The following is a 17,896-nucleotide window of genomic DNA, read 5'->3' on the forward strand; positions in this document are numbered from 1 at the left end:
GACCGGACGTCACCGACGGCTACAGGCACGCCCCGAGACGGAGCAGCTCCTCGGCGACGAATCGGCGTACTCGATGTGGAAGCGCAGCGCCACCGAGGCACCCGCCGACAGGTCGGGACCACTTCTATAGGTCAACGTGCCCCGGCGCCCGGTGAACGTGCCCTGCGGAACCCCTTCCAGCCACGCGGTCACCACCCGGCCGCCCGCGTACTCCACCCGCGCCACCCATTCCAGATCGCCGCGCGAGGTGTTGCGGATCAGCACCTCGGCGATGAAGCCACCCTGGAAGGTGTCCATCACCCGGTACCGCGCCTCCAACGGCGCGGGCTTGGCCGCCGGTGGCGCACTGCTTCGCGGCGGCGCCGACGCGACCGGCGGCGGCTCCGGCGTCGCCGGACCCGGCCGTGACGGCACCGGCGAGGGGGTACCGGCCTCGCTCGGCGGGTCGGTCTTGCGCGGCGAGAGCCCGGGCACCGCCGGCGCCGGTGGGCTCGCGGCCTCCCGCCCGGCCGAGGACGCGCGCTCGGGAATGGGCGGGGCGGCGGCCGCTCCCGGCGGCACGGGATCGAACTCCGGACCCGGCCCCCGGTACGCGCCGATCGCGATGACGAACAGCATCACCATCGCGAGCAGGCCGATCGACATCAGGACCCAGGGAGAGGACGCGACGGCGGGGCCAGGGGATGAAAGATGACGCGGAGCGCGACGCATACCGGACATGAATCTCCTCAGCGGGCAGCCGGGCAAGCGTAACGATCTTTAGCGAAAGGGAAAAGTCCCCAGGGAAACACCGAACCGTCCTAAGAGTACGGTCCTCACAGGGCGCACGAGGAACCGTTGACCACACAGTGGGCGGGGTACTCACCGCCACCGGTGCGGCTGAACCGCAGATCCACCGCCTGCTGTGCCCCGGCGGCGAGCGGCACCGTCCCGCTGAGCAGGTACCATCCACCACCCTTGATGCTCACCGACACGCCCGGCCCGCTGGAGGCCCGGATGCCGGTGACGTCTCCGGTGAAGCGCAACTCGACCTGCCAGTCACGCGACTCGCCGGTGCCGTTGCGCACCACCATCTGCGCCCGGAACGAATCCGGTTCGACCGCGCCGCTGACCCGATAGGTGGCGGTGAGCGCTCCCTGGGCGACGGGCGGTCCCGGCGGGGCGGACGTCGGTCGGTCCGGCGCTCGGCTGGCCTCCGACTGTCCGGCCGGGGACGCGGTCCGCGACGACGGGGACGGCAGCACCGACGCTGCGGGTGACGCGGACGTGGCGGAGCCGCCCGGCGCCGGGCTGAGCCGCTCCGGAGCGGACGGGACCGACGTGACCGAATCCGAGGTGGACGGTGCCGGCAGCGTCATCGCCGGCCCCGGCTTCCACGCCGACGGCTGCTCCGGGCCACGGAACGCCAGCGCCGCGACCACCAGCAGCACCGCCAGCACCGCGACACCGACCGAGACCACGACCCAGGGGGCCGAGGCGATCATCCGAGGGAGCGCCCGTCGACGGGCCGTCTCCGTGGTCTCGGCACCCGACGGCCGCACTGCCATTGAGGTCCCCCCCTCGTCGCACCGACGCGACAGCCTAGTCACGACGGAGGCGGGGACGAAACGGGTGGGGGCGGATCGTCCGACCCGCCGGATCGGTCCCCGGGACGGCCGAGCACCGGGCGACCGCGCCGCACCCCGGGTCAGCCGGTACGGATGACCGTGCAGATGACCGGACCCTCCGCGGCGGCCCTCAGCAGATAGCGGTATCGCTCACCGGGCACCTGCCGACCCTGGCTGTCCAGGAACTCCCAGCGCACCGCCACCTCGGTCAGCAGCGCGGAGACCTGCTGCACCTCCTCGATGTCGGCGTGCGCGGCCACCAGCTCACGCTCGGCGTAGTCGGGGGCGGCGCCCACGAAGGACAACGCCACCGCCGCCGGCGAGGTGAACGAGAAGCTGTACGTGTCGGCGACCACCAACCCCGGCAGTGCGTAGCAACCGGCGATCGCGGGCAGGTCGCCGACGGTCAGGGCCACGCCGTACCGGTCGAAGAACTCGGTGAGCGTGTCGAGATCGGTGGAAGCATTCACGTCGCATGCAATTGCCGCCGCGCCGGCCGGCGAAACCTCAGCGCGTCGGGATGCGTACCTCGATCTCGCTGCCCAACTGGGCACCGCCCTGCAGGCCGAGGTCGTCACCGCTCCAGAACCGACCCGGGTCGTACCAGTTCGGCCGCTTTCCCGGGGGCAGCAGGCCCATCGCCTCGTAGGTGACCGCCACGACCTCGGCGCAGTACGCCGTCTCCAGTGTCCGATCGCGCTCCACGGTCCGCTCGCGGGCGGTGGTCGCCCGCTGCCGCTGCGGCACCGGCAACCGCACCGCCGGCAACCGCACCGCCGGTACCCGTCCCCGCACCCACCGCCAGGCGAGCTGCGCGGTCGACGGGAACGGCGTGCCGTCCAGCCGGGCGATGGTCCGCAGCACCGACCCCTCCATCTCGGCGTCCGCCGGTGGGTCGAGCTGACGCAGCCAGGCCCGCTGGCCGTACCGGTTGGCCCAGACGCAGACCGCGTCGCGCAGGTCGTGCAACTGCACCCCGCGCTGGTGGGTGCCGGTCCACATGTCCGGCAGCGACCGGCCCAACTCGGCGTGCCACATCAACGGCGGCATGTCGTCCAGCACGACCGCCATACCCACGTGGTTGACCGGGCTGTTGGTGATCGACTGGATGGCACGGTCGGGCACGCTGCGGCCGCGGAAGACCCACACGTCACCGGTACGCGTCAGCTCCACCGCCTCGTCCAGGCTGATGCTCATGGGGGACTACCCTAAGCGGATGCGGCAAGGAATGCGGTGGTGGAAGGTCCTCGGGATGGCCGGACTGGCCGGGGTGGCGGCCTCCGGCGTGGTCATCGCCCGGGCGGAACGGCGACGGCGCGCGTACACCCCCGAGGAGATCCGGGCCCGGCTGCGTGACCGCCACGCCGAGGCCGCAGCACCCGACGACGCGGCCTGAGACCCGCTCAGTCGATCTCCACGTGGTTGCGGTCCCATCGACCGCCCACCGGCGGGCTGTCCAACCGCAGCGCGCTCTCGGCATTGCCGGCGAGGTCGTTCTCCTCGACCCGGCAGGACACGCAGGAGCCCCGCTCGGTGATCCACAGGCCGTGCGTCTGCGTCGGCTCCTCACGGTTGTCCCAGATCCGGTTCCCGCGCACCGAGGCGGAGTCGAAGTGCGCGTTGACGACGATGCCGGCGCGCACCGGAGCCGCCGCCGACAACTCGTACGCCGTACCCGGCTCCGGGACGTCCTCGTTCCACGCGGTGGCCGCGTCCGGTCGCAGCTCGGCCAGGTCCAGGTCGGTGTCGCTGTTGCCGACCACCACCGCCACCCGGGAGCCCACCCGCAGCACCTTGCCCCGGTGCCCGTTCGTCGGCCAGTTCGCCGACCGGTCGGTCATCGCCCGACGGGCGTAGCGCACCGACTCGCCGGAGCCGGTCGACGCCGGGGCGCACTGCCGGCCGTTGTTGCGGATCCGGTTGTCCAGGACGGCCGCGTCGACCATCGGCCGGTCGATCCGGATTGCGTCCAGGCCGTTGTCCCAGAACTCGTTGTCGCTGATCACCACGTCCGACGACGGGCCCTGATAGCCGGCGCCCAGATCGTGCTGGTGATAGCCGTACCAGCCGTTGCCACTGATCCGGTTGCCCCGGATGGCGTACGGCCCGGGGGTGTTTCCCATGCTGATCCCGTCGCGGACGTTGCGGTCGATCACGCAGTTGCTGAGGATGCCGCCCCGGCCGGCGATGCCCGCCGTGCCGTTGGCGGAGACGTCGAAGCCGGCCTCCAGGTTGCCGGTGATGGTGCAGGCCGAGACGATCAACCCGTCGGCACCCCAGTCGGAGATGCCGAACCGGTTGGCCTGGCTGTGGCAGCCGATGATGCGGTAGCCGCGCGGGGGCGTCCAGTACGGCTTCTGCAACTCCAGGAAGATCCCGTTGGTGCCGTTGCCGAGGGTGGTGCAGTTGGCGATCGTGCAGCGTTCCACCTCGCCCCAGCCGCCGATGCCGATGCCGATGCCCGCGCCGCCCATCTCCTCGCCGTTGTCCAGCCGGCCGCAGCCGACCACCACCACACCGTCGATCAGGCTGTCCTGCAGGAAGTCGCACCCCAGGCCGGTGGCGCCGGTGTGGTGGATGTAGAGGTTGCGGAACACGCCCCGCACCACGTACTGGAGACCGAGTCCCTTGGCGAGGTAGCTGTACTCGGCCATGGCCACACCCGAGCCGTCGATCTCGAAGTCGGCGAAGGTGCAGTCGGCGATGTGCCGGTCCCGGTCCGCACCGTGCTGCACGGTGGTCCAGAAGGCCAACGGCGTCGGGTCCGCCCGGTTGCCCTCGTTGCTCAGCAGGAACCGGGTCGCGCCCGGCCCGGCTCCGATCAGTGAGACACCGCTGCGCCAGACGGTGCCCGCGTCCCGGATCGAGTAGATCCCCGGCGGGCAGTAGATGACCCGGACCCGGCCGTCGGCGGCGTACCCCTCGCCGAGCCGGTCGACCAGGGCGGACAACGCGGGTTGGTCATTGGTGACACCGTCACCTCGGAGGCCGAATTCGTGCGCGTCGCACCAGAGCGGCGCCCCGGCGACCGGGGACAGCCGCTCCCGGGTGGCGATGTACCGGCTCTCCTGCCACACGACGCGCTCCCCCTGAAAGTCGACGGCCTCCTCGCGAGCCGGGCGCTTTCCCGCTCCGATGTGCCGGAAACGCGCCCTCTGTGCGGGACGTCGGGCGGGCCGGCGCGGGCTAGGGCGGCCGACCCGGAGGTTCGTACCCGCGTGTCCGGTTTGCCGGCTGCCCGCCGGGTGGCCGTGGCCGCGGCGATCGCGGAATCATCGGGCCGGGCCGGGGGTTGTACATGGCATGACCGCGACGCCTCCCCCGGCGCCGCACCCCCCGGGACCCGGGTCGGAATGACGCCGCACCCCCCGGCGTTACACCTGGCTCGGACGTCGTGAGCGGCCCCCGGCCCCCGACGGTTCCGATCCGCACATCCCCCCTTTCGCACGGCCCCGGCACACCCCCACGTGGGCCGCGCGCACCCCCGACGAAAGGTTCAGATCATCATGCGTACCGCTATCTTCCGCAAGGCCGCCCTGACCGCTGCCGGCCTCGCCTTCACCGGCGGCGCCATCGCCGGCCCCATCACCACCGCGTACGCCGCGCCGGCCGGTCAGCCCGCCGCCGTCGTGCAGGCCGACCGCAAGGGCCACGGCGAACGTCAACTCGACGTCCGCTACGAAGCCCAGCCCAACTTCTACTACTGCGGCCCCGCCGCCGCCCGCAACGCCCTCAGCGTCCAAGGCAAGAACATCGACGTCCACACCATGGCCACGCAGATGGGCACCACCGAGAACGGCACCGACAGCATCAACGACATCACCCCCGTCCTCAACCGCGAAACCGGCAAGGACGCCTACAAGTCCGTCGAAATCAACACCCCCACCGCCGACAACCACCAGACCGACAAGCTCCGCGACGACATCATCCGCACCATCGACGAAGGCCGCGCCGTCGTCGCCAACATCGCCGGCACCACCACCGACACCACCGGCACCACCCACAGCTTCGAAGGCGGCCACTACATCAGCGTCACCGGCTACACCGACAACGGCAACACCGTCACCATCGCCGACTCCGCCAACCCCGACCACGCCCGCTACGACCTCCACATCAACGACCTCGCCAACTGGATCGCCACCCGCGGCTACGCCACCACCCACTGACACCCCAACGGCCGGCCCCCCACACGGGGGCCGGCCCTCGACGTCCGCTACGAAGCCCAGCCCAACTTCTACTACTGCGGCCCCGCCGCCGCCCGCAACGCCCTCAGCGTCCAAGGCAAGAACATCGACGTCCACACCATGGCCACGCAGATGGGCACCACCGAGAACGGCACCGACAGCATCAACGACATCACCCCCGTCCTCAACCGCGAAACCGGCAAGGACGCCTACAAGTCCGTCGAAATCAACACCCCCACCGCCGACAACCACCAGACCGACAAGCTCCGCGACGACATCATCCGCACCATCGACGAAGGCCGCGCCGTCGTCGCCAACATCGCCGGCACCACCACCGACACCACCGGCACCACCCACAGCTTCGAAGGCGGCCACTACATCAGCGTCACCGGCTACACCGACAACGGCAACACCGTCACCATCGCCGACTCCGCCAACCCCGACCACGCCCGCTACGACCTCCACATCAACGACCTCGCCAACTGGATCGCCACCCGCGGCTACGCCACCACCCACTGACACCCCAACGGCCGGCCCCCCACACGGGGGCCGGCCACTGGTGCAAGCACGGGCCCCCTGCTAACGCCTCGCGCATAGCAGGGGGCCCTTCCTAACGTCCACTCCGTGATCGACGGGTTGCACTCATAGCAAGACGGACGTACGGTTTTGTTGACAGCGCGTATTCGGCGGTAAGTGTTGCCTAACCACGGCGGCCCTCCGGCCGGTGCGACAGACTGCTCAGGACTACTCACGGTCGCTGGTGTGAAGGAGTACGACGTGGCGAGCCTCGACACCTTCGGTGCGAAGACCCAGCTACGCGTCGGAGACGCGAGCTACGAGATTTTCAAGATCAGCCAGGTGGAGGGCCACGAACGGCTCCCCTACAGCCTGAAGATCCTGCTGGAGAACCTGCTGCGGACCGAGGACGGCGCGAACATCACCGCCGACCACATCCGTCAGCTCGGTTCGTGGGACCCGACCGCGGACCCCAACGTCGAGATCCAGTTCACCCCGGCCCGGGTGCTGATGCAGGACTTCACCGGCGTACCGTGCGTGGTCGACCTGGCCACCATGCGTGAGGCCGTCCGGGACCTCGGCGGCGACCCCACCAAGGTGAACCCGCTCGCCCCCGCCGAGTTGGTCATCGACCACTCGGTCATCGCCGACCTGTTCGGCCGTGAGGACGCCTTCGAGCGCAACGTCGAGCTGGAGTACTCGCGTAACAAGGAGCGCTACCAGTTCCTGCGCTGGGGGCAGAGCGCGTTCAACGAGTTCAAGGTGGTGCCGCCTGGCACCGGCATCGTGCACCAGGTCAACATCGAGTACCTGGCACGCACGATCATGGAGCGCGGTGGCCAGGCGTACCCGGACACCGTCGTCGGCACCGACTCGCACACCACCATGGTCAACGGCCTGGGCGTGCTCGGCTGGGGCGTCGGCGGCATCGAGGCCGAGGCGGCCATGCTGGGCCAGCCGGTCAGCATGCTGATCCCCCGCGTGGTGGGCTTCAAGCTCTCCGGCGAGATGCCGGCCGGCACCACCGCCACCGACCTGGTGCTGACCATCACCGAGATGCTGCGCAAGCACGGCGTGGTCGGCAAGTTCGTCGAGTTCTACGGCCCCGGCGTGAGCGCCGTGCCGCTGGCCAACCGGGCCACCATCGGCAACATGTCCCCGGAGTACGGCTCCACCGTAGCGATCTTCCCGATCGACGCGGAGACCATCCGCTACCTGGAGCTGACCGGCCGGGACCCGCAGCAGGTCGCGCTGGTCGAGGCGTACGCCAAGGAGCAGGGCATCTGGCACGACCCGTCTGCCGAGCCGCACTACTCCGAGCAGCTGGAGCTGGACCTGGGCACCATCGAGCCCTCGCTCGCCGGACCCAAGCGTCCCCAGGACCGGGTGCCGCTGGGCAGCGCCAAGACGCTGTTCCGCGCCGCGCTCACCGACTACGTCGCGGCCGACGAGACCGGTGGCGACCCGGGCCGCCGCCCCGGCGTGCCGCAGCAGGACAAGCCCTTCGGCACGGCGGGCCCGGCGGACGAGGCCAGCGCCGAGTCCTTCCCGGCCAGCGACGCCCCGGCCAACGCGGTCAACGACCCGGCCGATGCCCCGCGTGACCTGGCGACCGCCGCGGTCGGCTCCGGCGGGCGGGCCAGTAACCCGATCCGGGTCACCGGCGCCGACGGCAACGAGTACGAGCTGGACCACGGCGCGGTCGTGATCGCCGCCATCACCTCCTGCACCAACACCTCCAACCCGCAGGTGATGATCGGTGCGGCGCTGCTCGCCCGCAACGCGGTGGACAAGGGCCTGAACCGCAAGCCGTGGGTGAAGACCACCCTCGCGCCGGGCTCGAAGGTCGTCATGGACTACTACGAGCGGGCCGGCCTCACGCCGTACCTGGAGAAGCTCGGCTTCCACCTGGTCGGCTACGGCTGCACCACCTGCATCGGCAACTCCGGTCCACTGCCGGAGGAGGTCTCCGCAGCGGTGAACGAGGCCGACCTGGCCGTGGTGTCGGTGCTCTCCGGCAACCGCAACTTCGAGGGCCGGATCAACCCCGACGTCAAGATGAACTACCTGGCGTCCCCGCCGCTGGTGGTGGCGTACGCCCTCGCCGGCACGATGGACATCGACCTGGCCAACGAGCCGATCGGCGAGGACAACACGGGCCAGCCGGTCTACCTGCGCGACATCTGGCCGAGCAGCGCCGAGATCCAGGACGTCATCGCCTCGGCGATCGGTGCCGGCGGGTTCAGCTCCGCGTACGCCGACGTCTTCGCCGGTGACGAGCGCTGGCAGTCACTGCCGACCCCGACCGGGGACACCTTCGCCTGGGACGGCGAGTCCACCTACGTGCGCAAGCCCCCGTACTTCGAGGGGATGGCGCCGCAGCCGCAGACGGTCTCCGACATCGGTCCGGCCAGGGTGCTGGCCAAGCTGGGTGACTCGGTGACCACCGACCACATCTCCCCGGCCGGCTCCATCAAGGCCGACTCCCCCGCCGGCGAGTACCTGGCCGGGCACGGCGTGCCGCGCCACGAGTTCAACTCGTACGGCTCGCGCCGGGGCAACCACGAGGTGATGATCCGGGGCACCTTCGCCAACATCCGGCTGCGTAACCAACTCGTCCCAGGGGTGGAGGGCGGCTTCACCGTCAACCACCTCACCGGCGAGCAGACCTCGATCTACGACGCCTCGGTGGCCTACCAGGAGGCCGGCATCCCGCTGGTCATCCTGGCCGGCAAGGAGTACGGCTCGGGCTCGTCCCGGGACTGGGCGGCCAAGGGCACCATGCTGCTGGGCGTCAAGGCGGTCATCGCCGAGTCGTACGAGCGGATCCACCGCTCGAACCTGATCGGCATGGGGGTGCTGCCGTTGCAGTTCCCGACCGGCGAGAGCGCCGAGTCGCTGGGGCTGAGCGGCACCGAGACGTTCACCATCACCGGTGTCACCGCGCTCAACGACGGCTCGACTCCGCGTACCGTGCGGGTCTCCACCGACAGCGGCGTGGAGTTCGACGCGGTGGTGCGGATCGACACCCCGGGTGAGGCGGACTACTACCGGCACGGCGGCATCCTGCAGTACGTGCTGCGGCGCATGATCGCCAGCTAGGCGACGAACGTCGAAGGGCTCCCTCCCCGACGGGGAGGGAGCCCTTCGTTCGTCCGACCGAGGGCGCTGGGCCCGCCGTCACCCGACGGCGCGACCACGGGCCTCCCGGATCTTCATCGCGTGCTCCACCACGGTGATCAGCACCTCCTTGACCGACTCCCGGTTGCGGGCGTCGCAGAGCAGCACCGGCACCTCGGGATCGAGGTTCAGCGCGGCCTGCACCTCGTCGAGGCGGTACGAGCGCGACCCCTCGAAGCAGTTCACCGCGACCAGGAACGGCGTACCCCGCCCCTCGAAGTAGTCGATGGAGGGGAAGCAGTCGGCCAGCCGGCGGGTGTCCGCCAGCACCACCGCGCCGATGGCACCGAGCGCCAGTTCGTCCCAGACGAACCAGAACCGGTCCTGACCCGGTGTGCCGAACAGGTACAGCACCAGGTCCTCGCTGACCGTGATCCGGCCGAAGTCCATCGCCACCGTGGTGGTCTGCTTCGCCTCGACGCCGGAGAGGTCGTCGATGCCGACCCCCGTCTCGGTCAGGACCTCCTCGGTCCGCAGCGGGCGCGTCTCGCTGACCGCCCCGACCAGCGTGGTCTTGCCGACCCCGAAGCCGCCGGCGACCAGGATCTTGATCGCTGTGGGCAGGGCGACCGCTCCCGGCGGCCGCTCAGAGTGCCCGTAGTCCATTGATAACCGCCTCGAAAATGCTGTGATCGGGTATGCCGACGGTGGTGTGCGGCTCGCGAATCCGCACCAGGCTGCGCGCCACCAGATCGCCGAGCAGGACCCGCACGGTGCCCACCGGCAGGTCCAGGTGTGCCGCGATCTCGGCCACGGACTGAATCCGCTGACACAGGCCGACGATCGCCAGGTGTTCCGGGCCGAGCCCGATCTCCGGGGAGACGTCCGTGCGGGTCGCCGTCACCAGGGAGATCAGGTCGAACGTGCCGGTGACCGGACGGGCCCGGCCGCCGGTCACCGCGTACGGACGGACAACCGGACCGGCGTGGTCGTCCACCCACTGGTGGTCCGCGGACTCTCCCTGCACCGTCATCCGGGTTACTTCTCCCCGCCGGTCTGTTCGACGGACCGGGACGGCGACGCGACGTACTTGCCGACCCTGGTGACCAGCATCGCCATCTCGTAGGCGATCAGACCCACGTCGGCGTCCTCGGTGGCCAGCACCGCGAGACAGGCGTTGCGGCCGGCGGCTGTGACGAACAGGAAGGACGACTGCATCTCGATGATTGTCTGCTGGACCTGCCCGCCACCGAACCGCTTGCCCGCGCCGCGGGCCAGGCTCTGGATGCCGGCCGCCATCGCCGCCAGGTGCTCGCCGTCGTCGCGGCTGAGCCCCTGCGACGAGGCCATCAGCAGACCGTCGGCGGACAGCGCCACCGCATGTTCGGCCTGCTTGACCCGGCCGACGAGGTCGTCCAGCAACCACGTCAGGTCGGCACTCGAAGCCGTCTTCTGCGCCACTTCGTCGTCCTCTTCTCCCCGGCTCTTCGCCGTGCTCATCTGGGCCTGATCAGCGCTGACCTGGTATGACGGGCCAGCGACACGGATCAGGTCGCCTGTTGGTCGGCGCCGTCGGACCCGTCCTCGGCACGCCGGCCCCCATCGAGCAACCTAGCGGCGTCGGAGCGTCCGCGCCGGGTGCCCGTCTGGTACGAACTCATCATGCGGCGAACCTGTTCTGGTTCGCGGATCACGTCCTCGCCGGCGTCGGCCGCCCCGGGCTCGTCGCGCAGCGCCGGGGCGAGACTGGCCTGCCGTACCCGGACCGGCAGGCCCGACTCGGTACGCCCCAGGTCGGACTCGGCCGTCGTCGACGTACCCGGCTCGGGCGGGGTCGCCGCCGTCTCGGGCGGGCCCGCCGGCGTACCGGGCGCGACCGCGCCGTCGGCCGGCGGGTGTGGCGGCCGGGCCGGGCTCTCACCCGGTGCCGAGGTCACCGGCACCTCGATCGGGATGGTCGGTCCGTCCAGGGCGGACTGACCGGGCCGGCGGCGGGACCTGGTCGGCAGGCCCGTGCTCTCCTCGGCGGGCTCCGCCGAGGACGACGCGAGCGGTTCGGCCGCCCGGGTCTCCGTCCGGGGTGCGGTGGGTGCCGCCACCGCCACCGGTGCGGGTGACCGCTCGTCCGGGGTGGGGGCCGCGTCGGCGGGCAGTTCCGGGGTCTTGCTCCGGGTGGTCGACTGCGACACCGCCGGCTGTGCGCCGTCCACGATGATCAGGTCACCCGGGATCAGCACCACGGCGGTCGTCCCGCCGTACGGCGACTCCTTGAGGTGTACCCGCACCCCGTGCCGATCGGTCAGCCGGCTCACCACGTAGAGGCCCAGCCGGGACGCGTCGGCGAGGTTGAGCTCGGAGCGGTCCACGATGCGGTGGTTGGCGGCGGCCAGGTCCTCCTCGGTCATGCCGAGTCCTCGGTCCTCGATCTCGAGGGCGAACCCGTTGCCGACCAGCTGCCCGCGCACCTCCACCGTGGTGTGCGGTGGCGAGAACGACAGCCCGTTCTCGATCAGCTCGGCGAGCAGGTGGATGACGTCACCGACGGCCCGCCCGGCCAGCGACACCCCGCTGATCGGAAGCACCTGGACGCGGGTGTAGTCCTCGACCTCACCGACCGCGCCACGGACCACGTCGACCATCGGCACGCTGCGGCGCCAGGCCCGGCCGGGCGTGGAACCGGAGAGCACGATCAGGTTCTCCGCGTTACGCCGCATCCGGGTGGCCAGGTGGTCGACGCGGAACAGGTCCTCCAGTTCCTCCGCGTCCTGCTCCCGGCGCTCCATCGAGTCCAGCAGGGTGAGCTGCCGGTGCACCAGGGCCTGGGTACGCCGGGCCAGGCTCAGGAAGACGTCGCGTACCGCGCGGCGCAGTTCCGCCTGCTCCACCGCGGTCCGGATGGCCGTCTCCTGCACCACGGTGAACGCCTTGCCCACCTGGCCGATCTCGTCGTCACCGAACTGCAGCGGCGGCGCCTCCTTGGCCACGTCCACCTGCTCGCCCCGGCCGAGCCGATCCACCACATCGGGCAGTCGTTCGTTGGCGAGCTGGAACGCGGCGTCCCGCAGGCGTTGCAGTTGCTGCACCAGGGCACGCGCGGTGGTGACCGAGACGATCACCGAGGCGATGACGGCGAGCAGGCCGAGACCGGCGGCGAGCACCAACCGGATGATGACGCCGACGGCCACAGGGGTGGCCCGTTCGACCACGTCGTCACCACCGGCCAGCACGACGTCGCCGATCTCGATCAGCGCCGGCCCGGTGGCGTCGGTCCACCCCTCGACGCTGAACGGCAGCCGCGTGTTGTTGCCGGCCAGCATCACCTGGTTCTCCAGGTCGGCCAGCCGGCGGAAGTTGGGCCCGGAGGACATCTGCTGGTAACGGGCCTGATCCGCCTGCGGCAGCCGGACGACCGCCTGCTCGGCGACGAAGTGGCGGGCACCGACGATCCGAGTGAACTCCGCGCGCTCGCTCACGGTGATCCGGCCGGCGGCCAGCACCCCGGCGAGCAGGGCGTCCTCCTGGGACAGCAGTTCCCGGGCCCGGTTGAGCTGAATGAGTTGGGTGGTGTCCTCGGCGACCTGGTCGTCGTCGAGGTTGCCCAACTCGTCGTAGACCTGATAGATCGACTCGATCACCCGGGTGAACGCACCGCCGGCCTCGCTGCGGCCGATGTTGCGGTCGTCCACGGCGGCCCGGGTGTCCGACAGCGCGGCGATCCTACGGTTCAGGTCACTGATCCGTTGCTGCAGGGCGTCGCTGCCGAGCAGGCCGACCTGCCAGTGCCTGGCCGACTCCTCGAACTCGGCGGCCAGTTCGTCGGTACGCTGACGCACCTGCACGAGTTCGCCGCGCCTGCGGTCCTCGGGCCGCCCGAGGTAGGCCAGCGAGGTCCGGCGTTCCAACTGCAACTGCAACAGCAGCGGCTCGGTGGGGTCGAACACCCGGACGTCGAGGGCCTGCACGCCGACGAGGTTGACACCCTCCCGGATGGTCACCCAGGCGGTGAAGCTCCAGAGTGCCACCAGCGAGGCCAACAGGGCCACGACCTTGGTACGCAGATTCGAACTGCGGGAACCCATTACACCGTCCCTGGCCCGGAGCGAGTTGATCGGTCAGTCAGGCGGGCGACACACGCACCGACCCCGGCGCACGCTAACAGCGTCACCGTTGCAACTCAAGCGCTCGTGATCATGCCCTGGTGGGGGGCCGCGGGGCCCTTACCGCCACGGCGTGCCGCGCCCTCGGTGAGCGCCAGACGCCGCGCCGCGAGGACCGCCGCGCGCACCACGAGGAGCGGCGTGTAGAGGTCCTTGTCATGCCACAGTGGAGGGTCGGTGGTGACGCCGACCTGCAGGTGTGGCAGCGCCAGACCGGCCGCCGCCACCGCCTCGGGCCGCCGCCGACCGCCTGCGCCGAGCAGCACGTGCACCGCGTACGCCGTCTCCTCCGTGGTGGTCGACCATCGCCCCCAGCCCCCGTCGTCGCGCTGGGTGGCGAGCACCCACCCGACGGCCCGGTCGACGGCTTCCGCGGCGACCTCCGGCGGTGCGTGCCCGGCCAGCGCCAGGGCGGCGCAGGAGGTGGCGTAGTAGGGCGAGGCGTGCCAGCGGTCCGTCCAGTGACCGTCCGGCTGCTGCACCTCCCGCAACCAGCCACCGAGGGCCGCGACCCGGGCGCCGTACCGGTTCGCTCCCTCACGGGTGTGCCGGGCGTGCCAGCCCAGCGCCTCCAGCACGTGCGCGTTGGTGGTGACCGAGTCGCCGTCCTCCCCGCGCCAGGTGCAGAAGTGGCTGCCGAGGTCGTAGCGGAACAGACTCGCCGGGTCGACCGGCCGGCCCAGCCGGGCCAGGGCGTACAGGGTGGCCGAGGTGGTGTCCGCGTCGGCCGGTAGCCCCGGTCCGGTCGCCGCACCGTCCGGGCCGAGCGCGGCGACCAGTCCGGCCACCAGCGCGGGCGACGGTCGGACCGGCACGCCCGCCCGGATGAGCGTGCCGAGCGTCCAGGACCGTTCGAACACGGTGATCGGGGTGCAACACGGCACCGGGCCCTCGTAGCGGGCCACCACCTCGTCCAGGTACGCCCGCGCAGCCCGGTCCGGCGTTCGCCGATGGTTGAGCCACCGGGCCGTGGCGGCGGGCGAGGCGCCCACCGCACCGTCGACGGGACCTACCTCGTCCCGGGTGGCGGCGTTCGGTCCGAGCACCTCGTAGGCGTGCCAGAGCTTGCGCGGCATCGGACGGTCGGTGGCGAGCAGCGCGGAGACCGCGTCGAGGCGCCGCCGGTCCACCCGGGGCAGCGGATGGGTGGCGAGCAGTGTCGGGGTGTCCCGGTCGCGGAGCCGGGCCAGGTGCGTGTCGATGCGACCGGTCAACGCCGGCACGATCAGATCGGCCGCCGGGGTGTCCGGCAACGGCGCGCCGGCCCCCAGCCCCCGGGCCAGCGCGGTCAGCCCACGAGCGGCGGCGGCCTCCAGAGTGGACCGTGGTGGGCCGGTGAGGTCGGCCGGCTCGTCCCGGCCGAGGACGGTGACCATGGCCTCCACCGCGCTCGCCGTCGGCACCAGGCCGTACCCACCGGGCAGACCCCAGGCGCCGTCCGGTCCCTGCTCGCCGAGCAGGTACGTCAGTCGCCGGCCATGACCGCCGAGCCACGGCGCGTCGGCGACCAGGCGACCCGTCTCGTAGACCGAGGCGCTCACCCGCCCGGCCGGTTCCCGCTCAAGGTCCACGACCAGGTCGGCGGCGGCGTCGGCGACGGTCTGCGCCGTCTCGGGCAACGCGGTCACGCCGGCGGCCGTCACGGCGTACCCCAGAAGTCGGTGGACCGGTAGAAGCCGCTGCTGAAGCCGATCTGCCGGGACAGGTAGTCGGCCGCCACCGGGCAGTCGACGCGCAGCGCCGCGAGCTGATCCCGGGCCTCGGCGACCAACTCGGCGATCCGCTTCTCCACCTCGGCGCGGGACACCAGCAGCAGTGCGTTGAGGTCCCCCCAACGCAGGTCGCGTTCGTAGCTGCCGAGGTCGTTGACCAGGCGCAGGATCCGCTGCACCTGGTCGCTCGCGGCGAGCAGCGCGTCCAGGTGCGCCAGGGTCGCCGGGTCGTCGGCGTGGATCCAGTGCACGACGTTGACCACGGTGCAGGCCAGGTTGGCGGCGTTGTCCAGGTACTCCGCGAACCCGGGCAGTGTGTCCGGCGTCTGCTTCCAGTCCCACTCCCGGGCCATCGCGGCGAGCACCTTGCGGGTCTCCTCCCGCCAGCGCTCGCGGTGCGTCGCGAAGGCCGGCACGGCGGCGAGTTCGTCGCGCAACTCGGCGAGGAAGGCACCGAGTTGGTCGCCCTCCTCCGGCGTACCGCCGTCGACAACCGCCAGGCAGCGGGCGGCCAGCCGGTCGATCTCGTCGCGCGAGTGGGCCTCGTGGTCGACGAGCCAGTCGATGGCGAAGCCCCACAGCACCGCCCGGTTGGTGACCCGGAGCCGGTCGAGGTCGCACCACGGCGCGCCGAAGGCGATCGCCATGGCCACGGTGCCGAACAGGGTGGCGTCGAAGGGCCGGGGCGGGAACAGTTCGGGGTACGCGGCGGCGACCGCCGCCAGGTCACGCTGGCCCTTCGCAGCGAGGGCACAGATCCGGCCCTGTTCTGCGGCGTCGGTCATCTGGTCCCCGGGGCCGCCCGGCGACACCTCGGTCCGGTAGCTCATGCCGCGACACCCTGTACGGGGCGCAGGACCACCTCGACCGGCTCCAGGGGACGCAACGCGGCGGCCACCTTGATGCCGGGTACGGCCGGCCGGCACAGCCGGAACCGGAACCGGCTCAGCAGGCTGGCCACGATCAGCATCGCCTCCAGATAGAACAGGTGCATGCCCAGGCACTGGTGGGGGCCACCACCGAACGGGAAGTGCGTGTACCGGTGCCGCTGCTGGGCCCGCTCCGGCCGGAACCGGTCCGGGTCGAAGACCTCGGGTCGCTCCCAGAACATCGACATGCGGTGGGTGATCAGCGGGCTGACCACCACAGTGGAACCGGCCGGGATCCGGACCCCACCGATGACGTCTTCCTCGACCGCGTTGCGGGGGAAGAGCCAGCCGATCGGATAGAGCCGGAGCAACTCGTCCAGCACCTGCCGGGTGTACCGCAGGTCGCGCAGGTGCTCCTGGCGTACCGGCTGGCCGCCGACCACCTCGTCGATCTCGGCGTAGAGCCGGGCAGCGATCTCGGGGTTGCGCTCGATGTGCGGCCACAGCCAGGTCAGCACACTGATCGTGGTCTCGGTGGTGGTGGCCACCATCGCCACCGTATCGTTGCGGACCTGCTGCTCGTCGAGTCGGCCACCGCCCTCGGTGCGGCCCCGCCACAACGTGCTGATGATGTCGTCGGCGTCGTCGGCGGTCTCGTGGCGGGCGGCCCGCACGGTCGGCAACAGCAGGTCGTCGATGAGTTGCACGGCCCGACGGAACGTCCGGTCACCCGGCATGGGCGCGGCGAGCGGCGCCCAGGGCATCAGGATCCTCGGCATCACCGACCGGGCGATGTCGTCCTGTGCCTGCATGATCCGCATCGCATCGGGCACCGAGATCCGGTCGGCGAAGAAGACCCGCATGATCGCGGAGCAGACGATTCGGGCCTGTACGGTGCCCATGTTCACGGGTCGACCGGTGCGTGCCGGTTCCGCCAGTTCGTCGACAGCCTCCTCGATCGCCACGGCGAGACGGTCGACCATCGCGTCGATGCGACGGGCGGTGAACAGCGGCTGGAGGATCTGTCGGCTGTCGGCCCAGTACTCGCCGTCGCTGAGGATGCCCTCGCCGAAGAGGCGTTTCAGCGGGCGCCACTGCAGACCGTCGCCGGCGCGCACGTAGTTGTCGGACCGTTCGCGCAGGACCCGTTGCAGGTGCTCAGGATGGGTGACCAGGTACGGGCGCAGCGAACCGAGATTGAGCCGGACCACCTCACCTGCCGAGCGTTCGCCGAACTCGACGAGGGCGCTCGCCGGATCACGCAGCAGACTCGGTAACGTGTGCCGCAAGGGAATCGATGCCGGTCTCCGGGTTCGGGCGCAGTTCACGTCGTCGGCTCCCAGTTGCACGGGCCCCGGGGGTGAGGGGCGTTACTCTTCGAAATGCCACGATTGCGATGAGCATGACATTGCCGTAGCGCTCCTTACTAGTCACGCAACGAGAAATCTTCATGGCCGGCATTCCCGCCGTCCACAAAGAAGATCGCGGCCGGGCACGTCGTGGTCCGGCCCGACCACAGCCGGCCCGGTCCGCGACGGGTCGGCGTCCGACGTCGACTGACGGCACATCGTCCCTGCCCACAAGGGGTTCTGCCGACCGGGCGAGGCAGCCGACAGACCTACCGGCCCACCCCACGCGTCGGCGGGCCGCCGGCCTGCCAGGTGATCTTTGTCATGACGGCCTGACCTCGTGAGAAAGCCGAGCGCGACCGTCCGGTGACCGGGCGACGCG

Annotated in this window: 15 protein-coding genes and 1 pseudogene; 4 read left to right on the forward strand and 12 right to left on the reverse strand. The window is 71.1% G+C overall.

What is annotated here, in order from left to right:
* Positions 1 to 9: 9 nt before the first annotated feature.
* From HUT12_RS22400 to HUT12_RS22415, 4 genes are all read right to left on the reverse strand, one after another.
* Positions 10 to 645, reverse strand: coding sequence for a cellulose binding domain-containing protein (locus HUT12_RS22400; protein WP_176094612.1), 636 nt, complete (start codon positions 643 to 645; stop codon positions 10 to 12).
* A 170-nt stretch (positions 646 to 815) separates the two neighbouring features.
* Positions 816 to 1,547, reverse strand: coding sequence for a hypothetical protein (locus HUT12_RS22405; RefSeq protein WP_176094613.1), 732 nt, complete (start codon positions 1,545 to 1,547; stop codon positions 816 to 818).
* A gap of 140 nt (positions 1,548 to 1,687) precedes the next feature.
* Positions 1,688 to 2,077: a hypothetical protein gene (locus HUT12_RS22410; RefSeq protein ID WP_131056378.1), complete on the reverse strand. Its 390-nt coding sequence runs from the start codon at positions 2,075 to 2,077 to the stop codon at positions 1,688 to 1,690.
* A 37-nt stretch (positions 2,078 to 2,114) separates the two neighbouring features.
* Positions 2,115 to 2,804, reverse strand: coding sequence for a hypothetical protein (locus HUT12_RS22415; protein WP_131056377.1), 690 nt, complete (start codon positions 2,802 to 2,804; stop codon positions 2,115 to 2,117).
* 19 nt (positions 2,805 to 2,823) lie between these two features.
* Between HUT12_RS22415 and HUT12_RS22420 the strand changes: the two genes are divergently transcribed.
* Positions 2,824 to 3,003, forward strand: coding sequence for a hypothetical protein (locus tag HUT12_RS22420; RefSeq protein WP_176092180.1), 180 nt, complete (start codon positions 2,824 to 2,826; stop codon positions 3,001 to 3,003).
* 7 nt (positions 3,004 to 3,010) lie between these two features.
* On the opposite strand, the gene HUT12_RS22425 is transcribed toward HUT12_RS22420, so the two are convergent.
* Positions 3,011 to 4,684 carry a right-handed parallel beta-helix repeat-containing protein gene (locus HUT12_RS22425; protein ID WP_176094614.1) on the reverse strand — a complete coding sequence of 558 codons (1,674 nt, stop codon included), beginning with the start codon at positions 4,682 to 4,684 and terminating at the stop codon, positions 3,011 to 3,013.
* Between the two features lie 429 nt (positions 4,685 to 5,113).
* Between HUT12_RS22425 and HUT12_RS22430 the strand changes: the two genes are divergently transcribed.
* The 3 genes and pseudogenes from HUT12_RS22430 (at position 5,114) to HUT12_RS22440 (ending at position 9,409) form a co-directional block, all read left to right on the forward strand.
* Entirely contained in the window at positions 5,114 to 5,773 is a 660-nt protein-coding gene (locus HUT12_RS22430) for a C39 family peptidase (RefSeq protein ID WP_176094615.1), read from the forward strand.
* Between the two features lie 48 nt (positions 5,774 to 5,821).
* A pseudogene (locus tag HUT12_RS22435) lies at positions 5,822 to 6,310 on the forward strand (C39 family peptidase); the annotation flags it as partial.
* A 243-nt stretch (positions 6,311 to 6,553) separates the two neighbouring features.
* Positions 6,554 to 9,409, forward strand: a complete 2,856-nt coding sequence (locus tag HUT12_RS22440) for an aconitate hydratase (RefSeq protein ID WP_131054127.1) — start codon at positions 6,554 to 6,556, stop codon at positions 9,407 to 9,409.
* Between the two features lie 78 nt (positions 9,410 to 9,487).
* On the opposite strand, the gene HUT12_RS22445 is transcribed toward HUT12_RS22440, so the two are convergent.
* The 7 genes from HUT12_RS22445 to HUT12_RS22475 form a co-directional block, all read right to left on the reverse strand.
* Positions 9,488 to 10,093: an ATP/GTP-binding protein gene (locus HUT12_RS22445; protein ID WP_176094616.1), complete on the reverse strand. Its 606-nt coding sequence runs from the start codon at positions 10,091 to 10,093 to the stop codon at positions 9,488 to 9,490.
* On the reverse strand, positions 10,074 to 10,460 hold the full coding sequence (locus HUT12_RS22450) for a DUF742 domain-containing protein (protein WP_131054129.1): 387 nt from the start codon (positions 10,458 to 10,460) through the stop codon (positions 10,074 to 10,076). Before HUT12_RS22450 ends, HUT12_RS22445 begins: the two co-directional genes overlap by 20 nt.
* 5 nt (positions 10,461 to 10,465) lie before the next feature.
* On the reverse strand, positions 10,466 to 10,927 hold the full coding sequence (locus HUT12_RS22455) for a roadblock/LC7 domain-containing protein (protein WP_201272410.1): 462 nt from the start codon (positions 10,925 to 10,927) through the stop codon (positions 10,466 to 10,468).
* Positions 10,928 to 10,974: 47 nt separating this feature from the next.
* Positions 10,975 to 13,506, reverse strand: coding sequence for a nitrate- and nitrite sensing domain-containing protein (locus tag HUT12_RS22460; RefSeq protein ID WP_176094617.1), 2,532 nt, complete (start codon positions 13,504 to 13,506; stop codon positions 10,975 to 10,977).
* A 95-nt stretch (positions 13,507 to 13,601) separates the two neighbouring features.
* Positions 13,602 to 15,227, reverse strand: coding sequence for a prenyltransferase/squalene oxidase repeat-containing protein (locus tag HUT12_RS22465; protein WP_254876929.1), 1,626 nt, complete (start codon positions 15,225 to 15,227; stop codon positions 13,602 to 13,604).
* Positions 15,224 to 16,126, reverse strand: coding sequence for a terpene synthase family protein (locus HUT12_RS22470; RefSeq protein ID WP_254876930.1), 903 nt, complete (start codon positions 16,124 to 16,126; stop codon positions 15,224 to 15,226). Before HUT12_RS22470 ends, HUT12_RS22465 begins: the two co-directional genes overlap by 4 nt.
* The gene (locus tag HUT12_RS22475) at positions 16,123 to 17,460 is read right to left on the reverse strand and encodes a cytochrome P450 (protein ID WP_176095926.1); all 1,338 of its coding nucleotides are present in this window, start codon (positions 17,458 to 17,460) and stop codon (positions 16,123 to 16,125) included. Before HUT12_RS22475 ends, HUT12_RS22470 begins: the two co-directional genes overlap by 4 nt.
* Positions 17,461 to 17,896: the final 436 nt, after the last annotated feature.

It is taken from the genome of Verrucosispora sp. NA02020 (assembly GCF_013364215.1).
Taxonomy (GTDB): Bacteria; Actinomycetota; Actinomycetes; order Mycobacteriales; family Micromonosporaceae; genus Micromonospora.

Excerpts from the sequence above, each read along its gene's own strand:
- HUT12_RS22430 (WP_176094615.1), top strand. The coding sequence starts at position 5,114 with ATGCGTACCGCTATCTTCCGCAAGGCCGCCCTGACCGCTGCCGGCCTC.
- HUT12_RS22415 (WP_131056377.1), bottom strand. The coding sequence starts at position 2,804 with ATGAGCATCAGCCTGGACGAGGCGGTGGAGCTGACGCGTACCGGTGAC.
- HUT12_RS22460 (WP_176094617.1), bottom strand. The coding sequence starts at position 13,506 with ATGGGTTCCCGCAGTTCGAATCTGCGTACCAAGGTCGTGGCCCTGTTG.
- HUT12_RS22455 (WP_201272410.1), bottom strand. The coding sequence starts at position 10,927 with ATGAGCACGGCGAAGAGCCGGGGAGAAGAGGACGACGAAGTGGCGCAG.
- HUT12_RS22450 (WP_131054129.1), bottom strand. The coding sequence starts at position 10,460 with ATGACGGTGCAGGGAGAGTCCGCGGACCACCAGTGGGTGGACGACCAC.
- HUT12_RS22445 (WP_176094616.1), bottom strand. The coding sequence starts at position 10,093 with ATGGACTACGGGCACTCTGAGCGGCCGCCGGGAGCGGTCGCCCTGCCC.
- HUT12_RS22400 (WP_176094612.1), bottom strand. The coding sequence starts at position 645 with ATGTCGATCGGCCTGCTCGCGATGGTGATGCTGTTCGTCATCGCGATC.
- HUT12_RS22420 (WP_176092180.1), top strand. The coding sequence starts at position 2,824 with ATGCGGCAAGGAATGCGGTGGTGGAAGGTCCTCGGGATGGCCGGACTG.
- HUT12_RS22405 (WP_176094613.1), bottom strand. The coding sequence starts at position 1,547 with ATGGCAGTGCGGCCGTCGGGTGCCGAGACCACGGAGACGGCCCGTCGA.
- HUT12_RS22470 (WP_254876930.1), bottom strand. The coding sequence starts at position 16,126 with ATGAGCTACCGGACCGAGGTGTCGCCGGGCGGCCCCGGGGACCAGATG.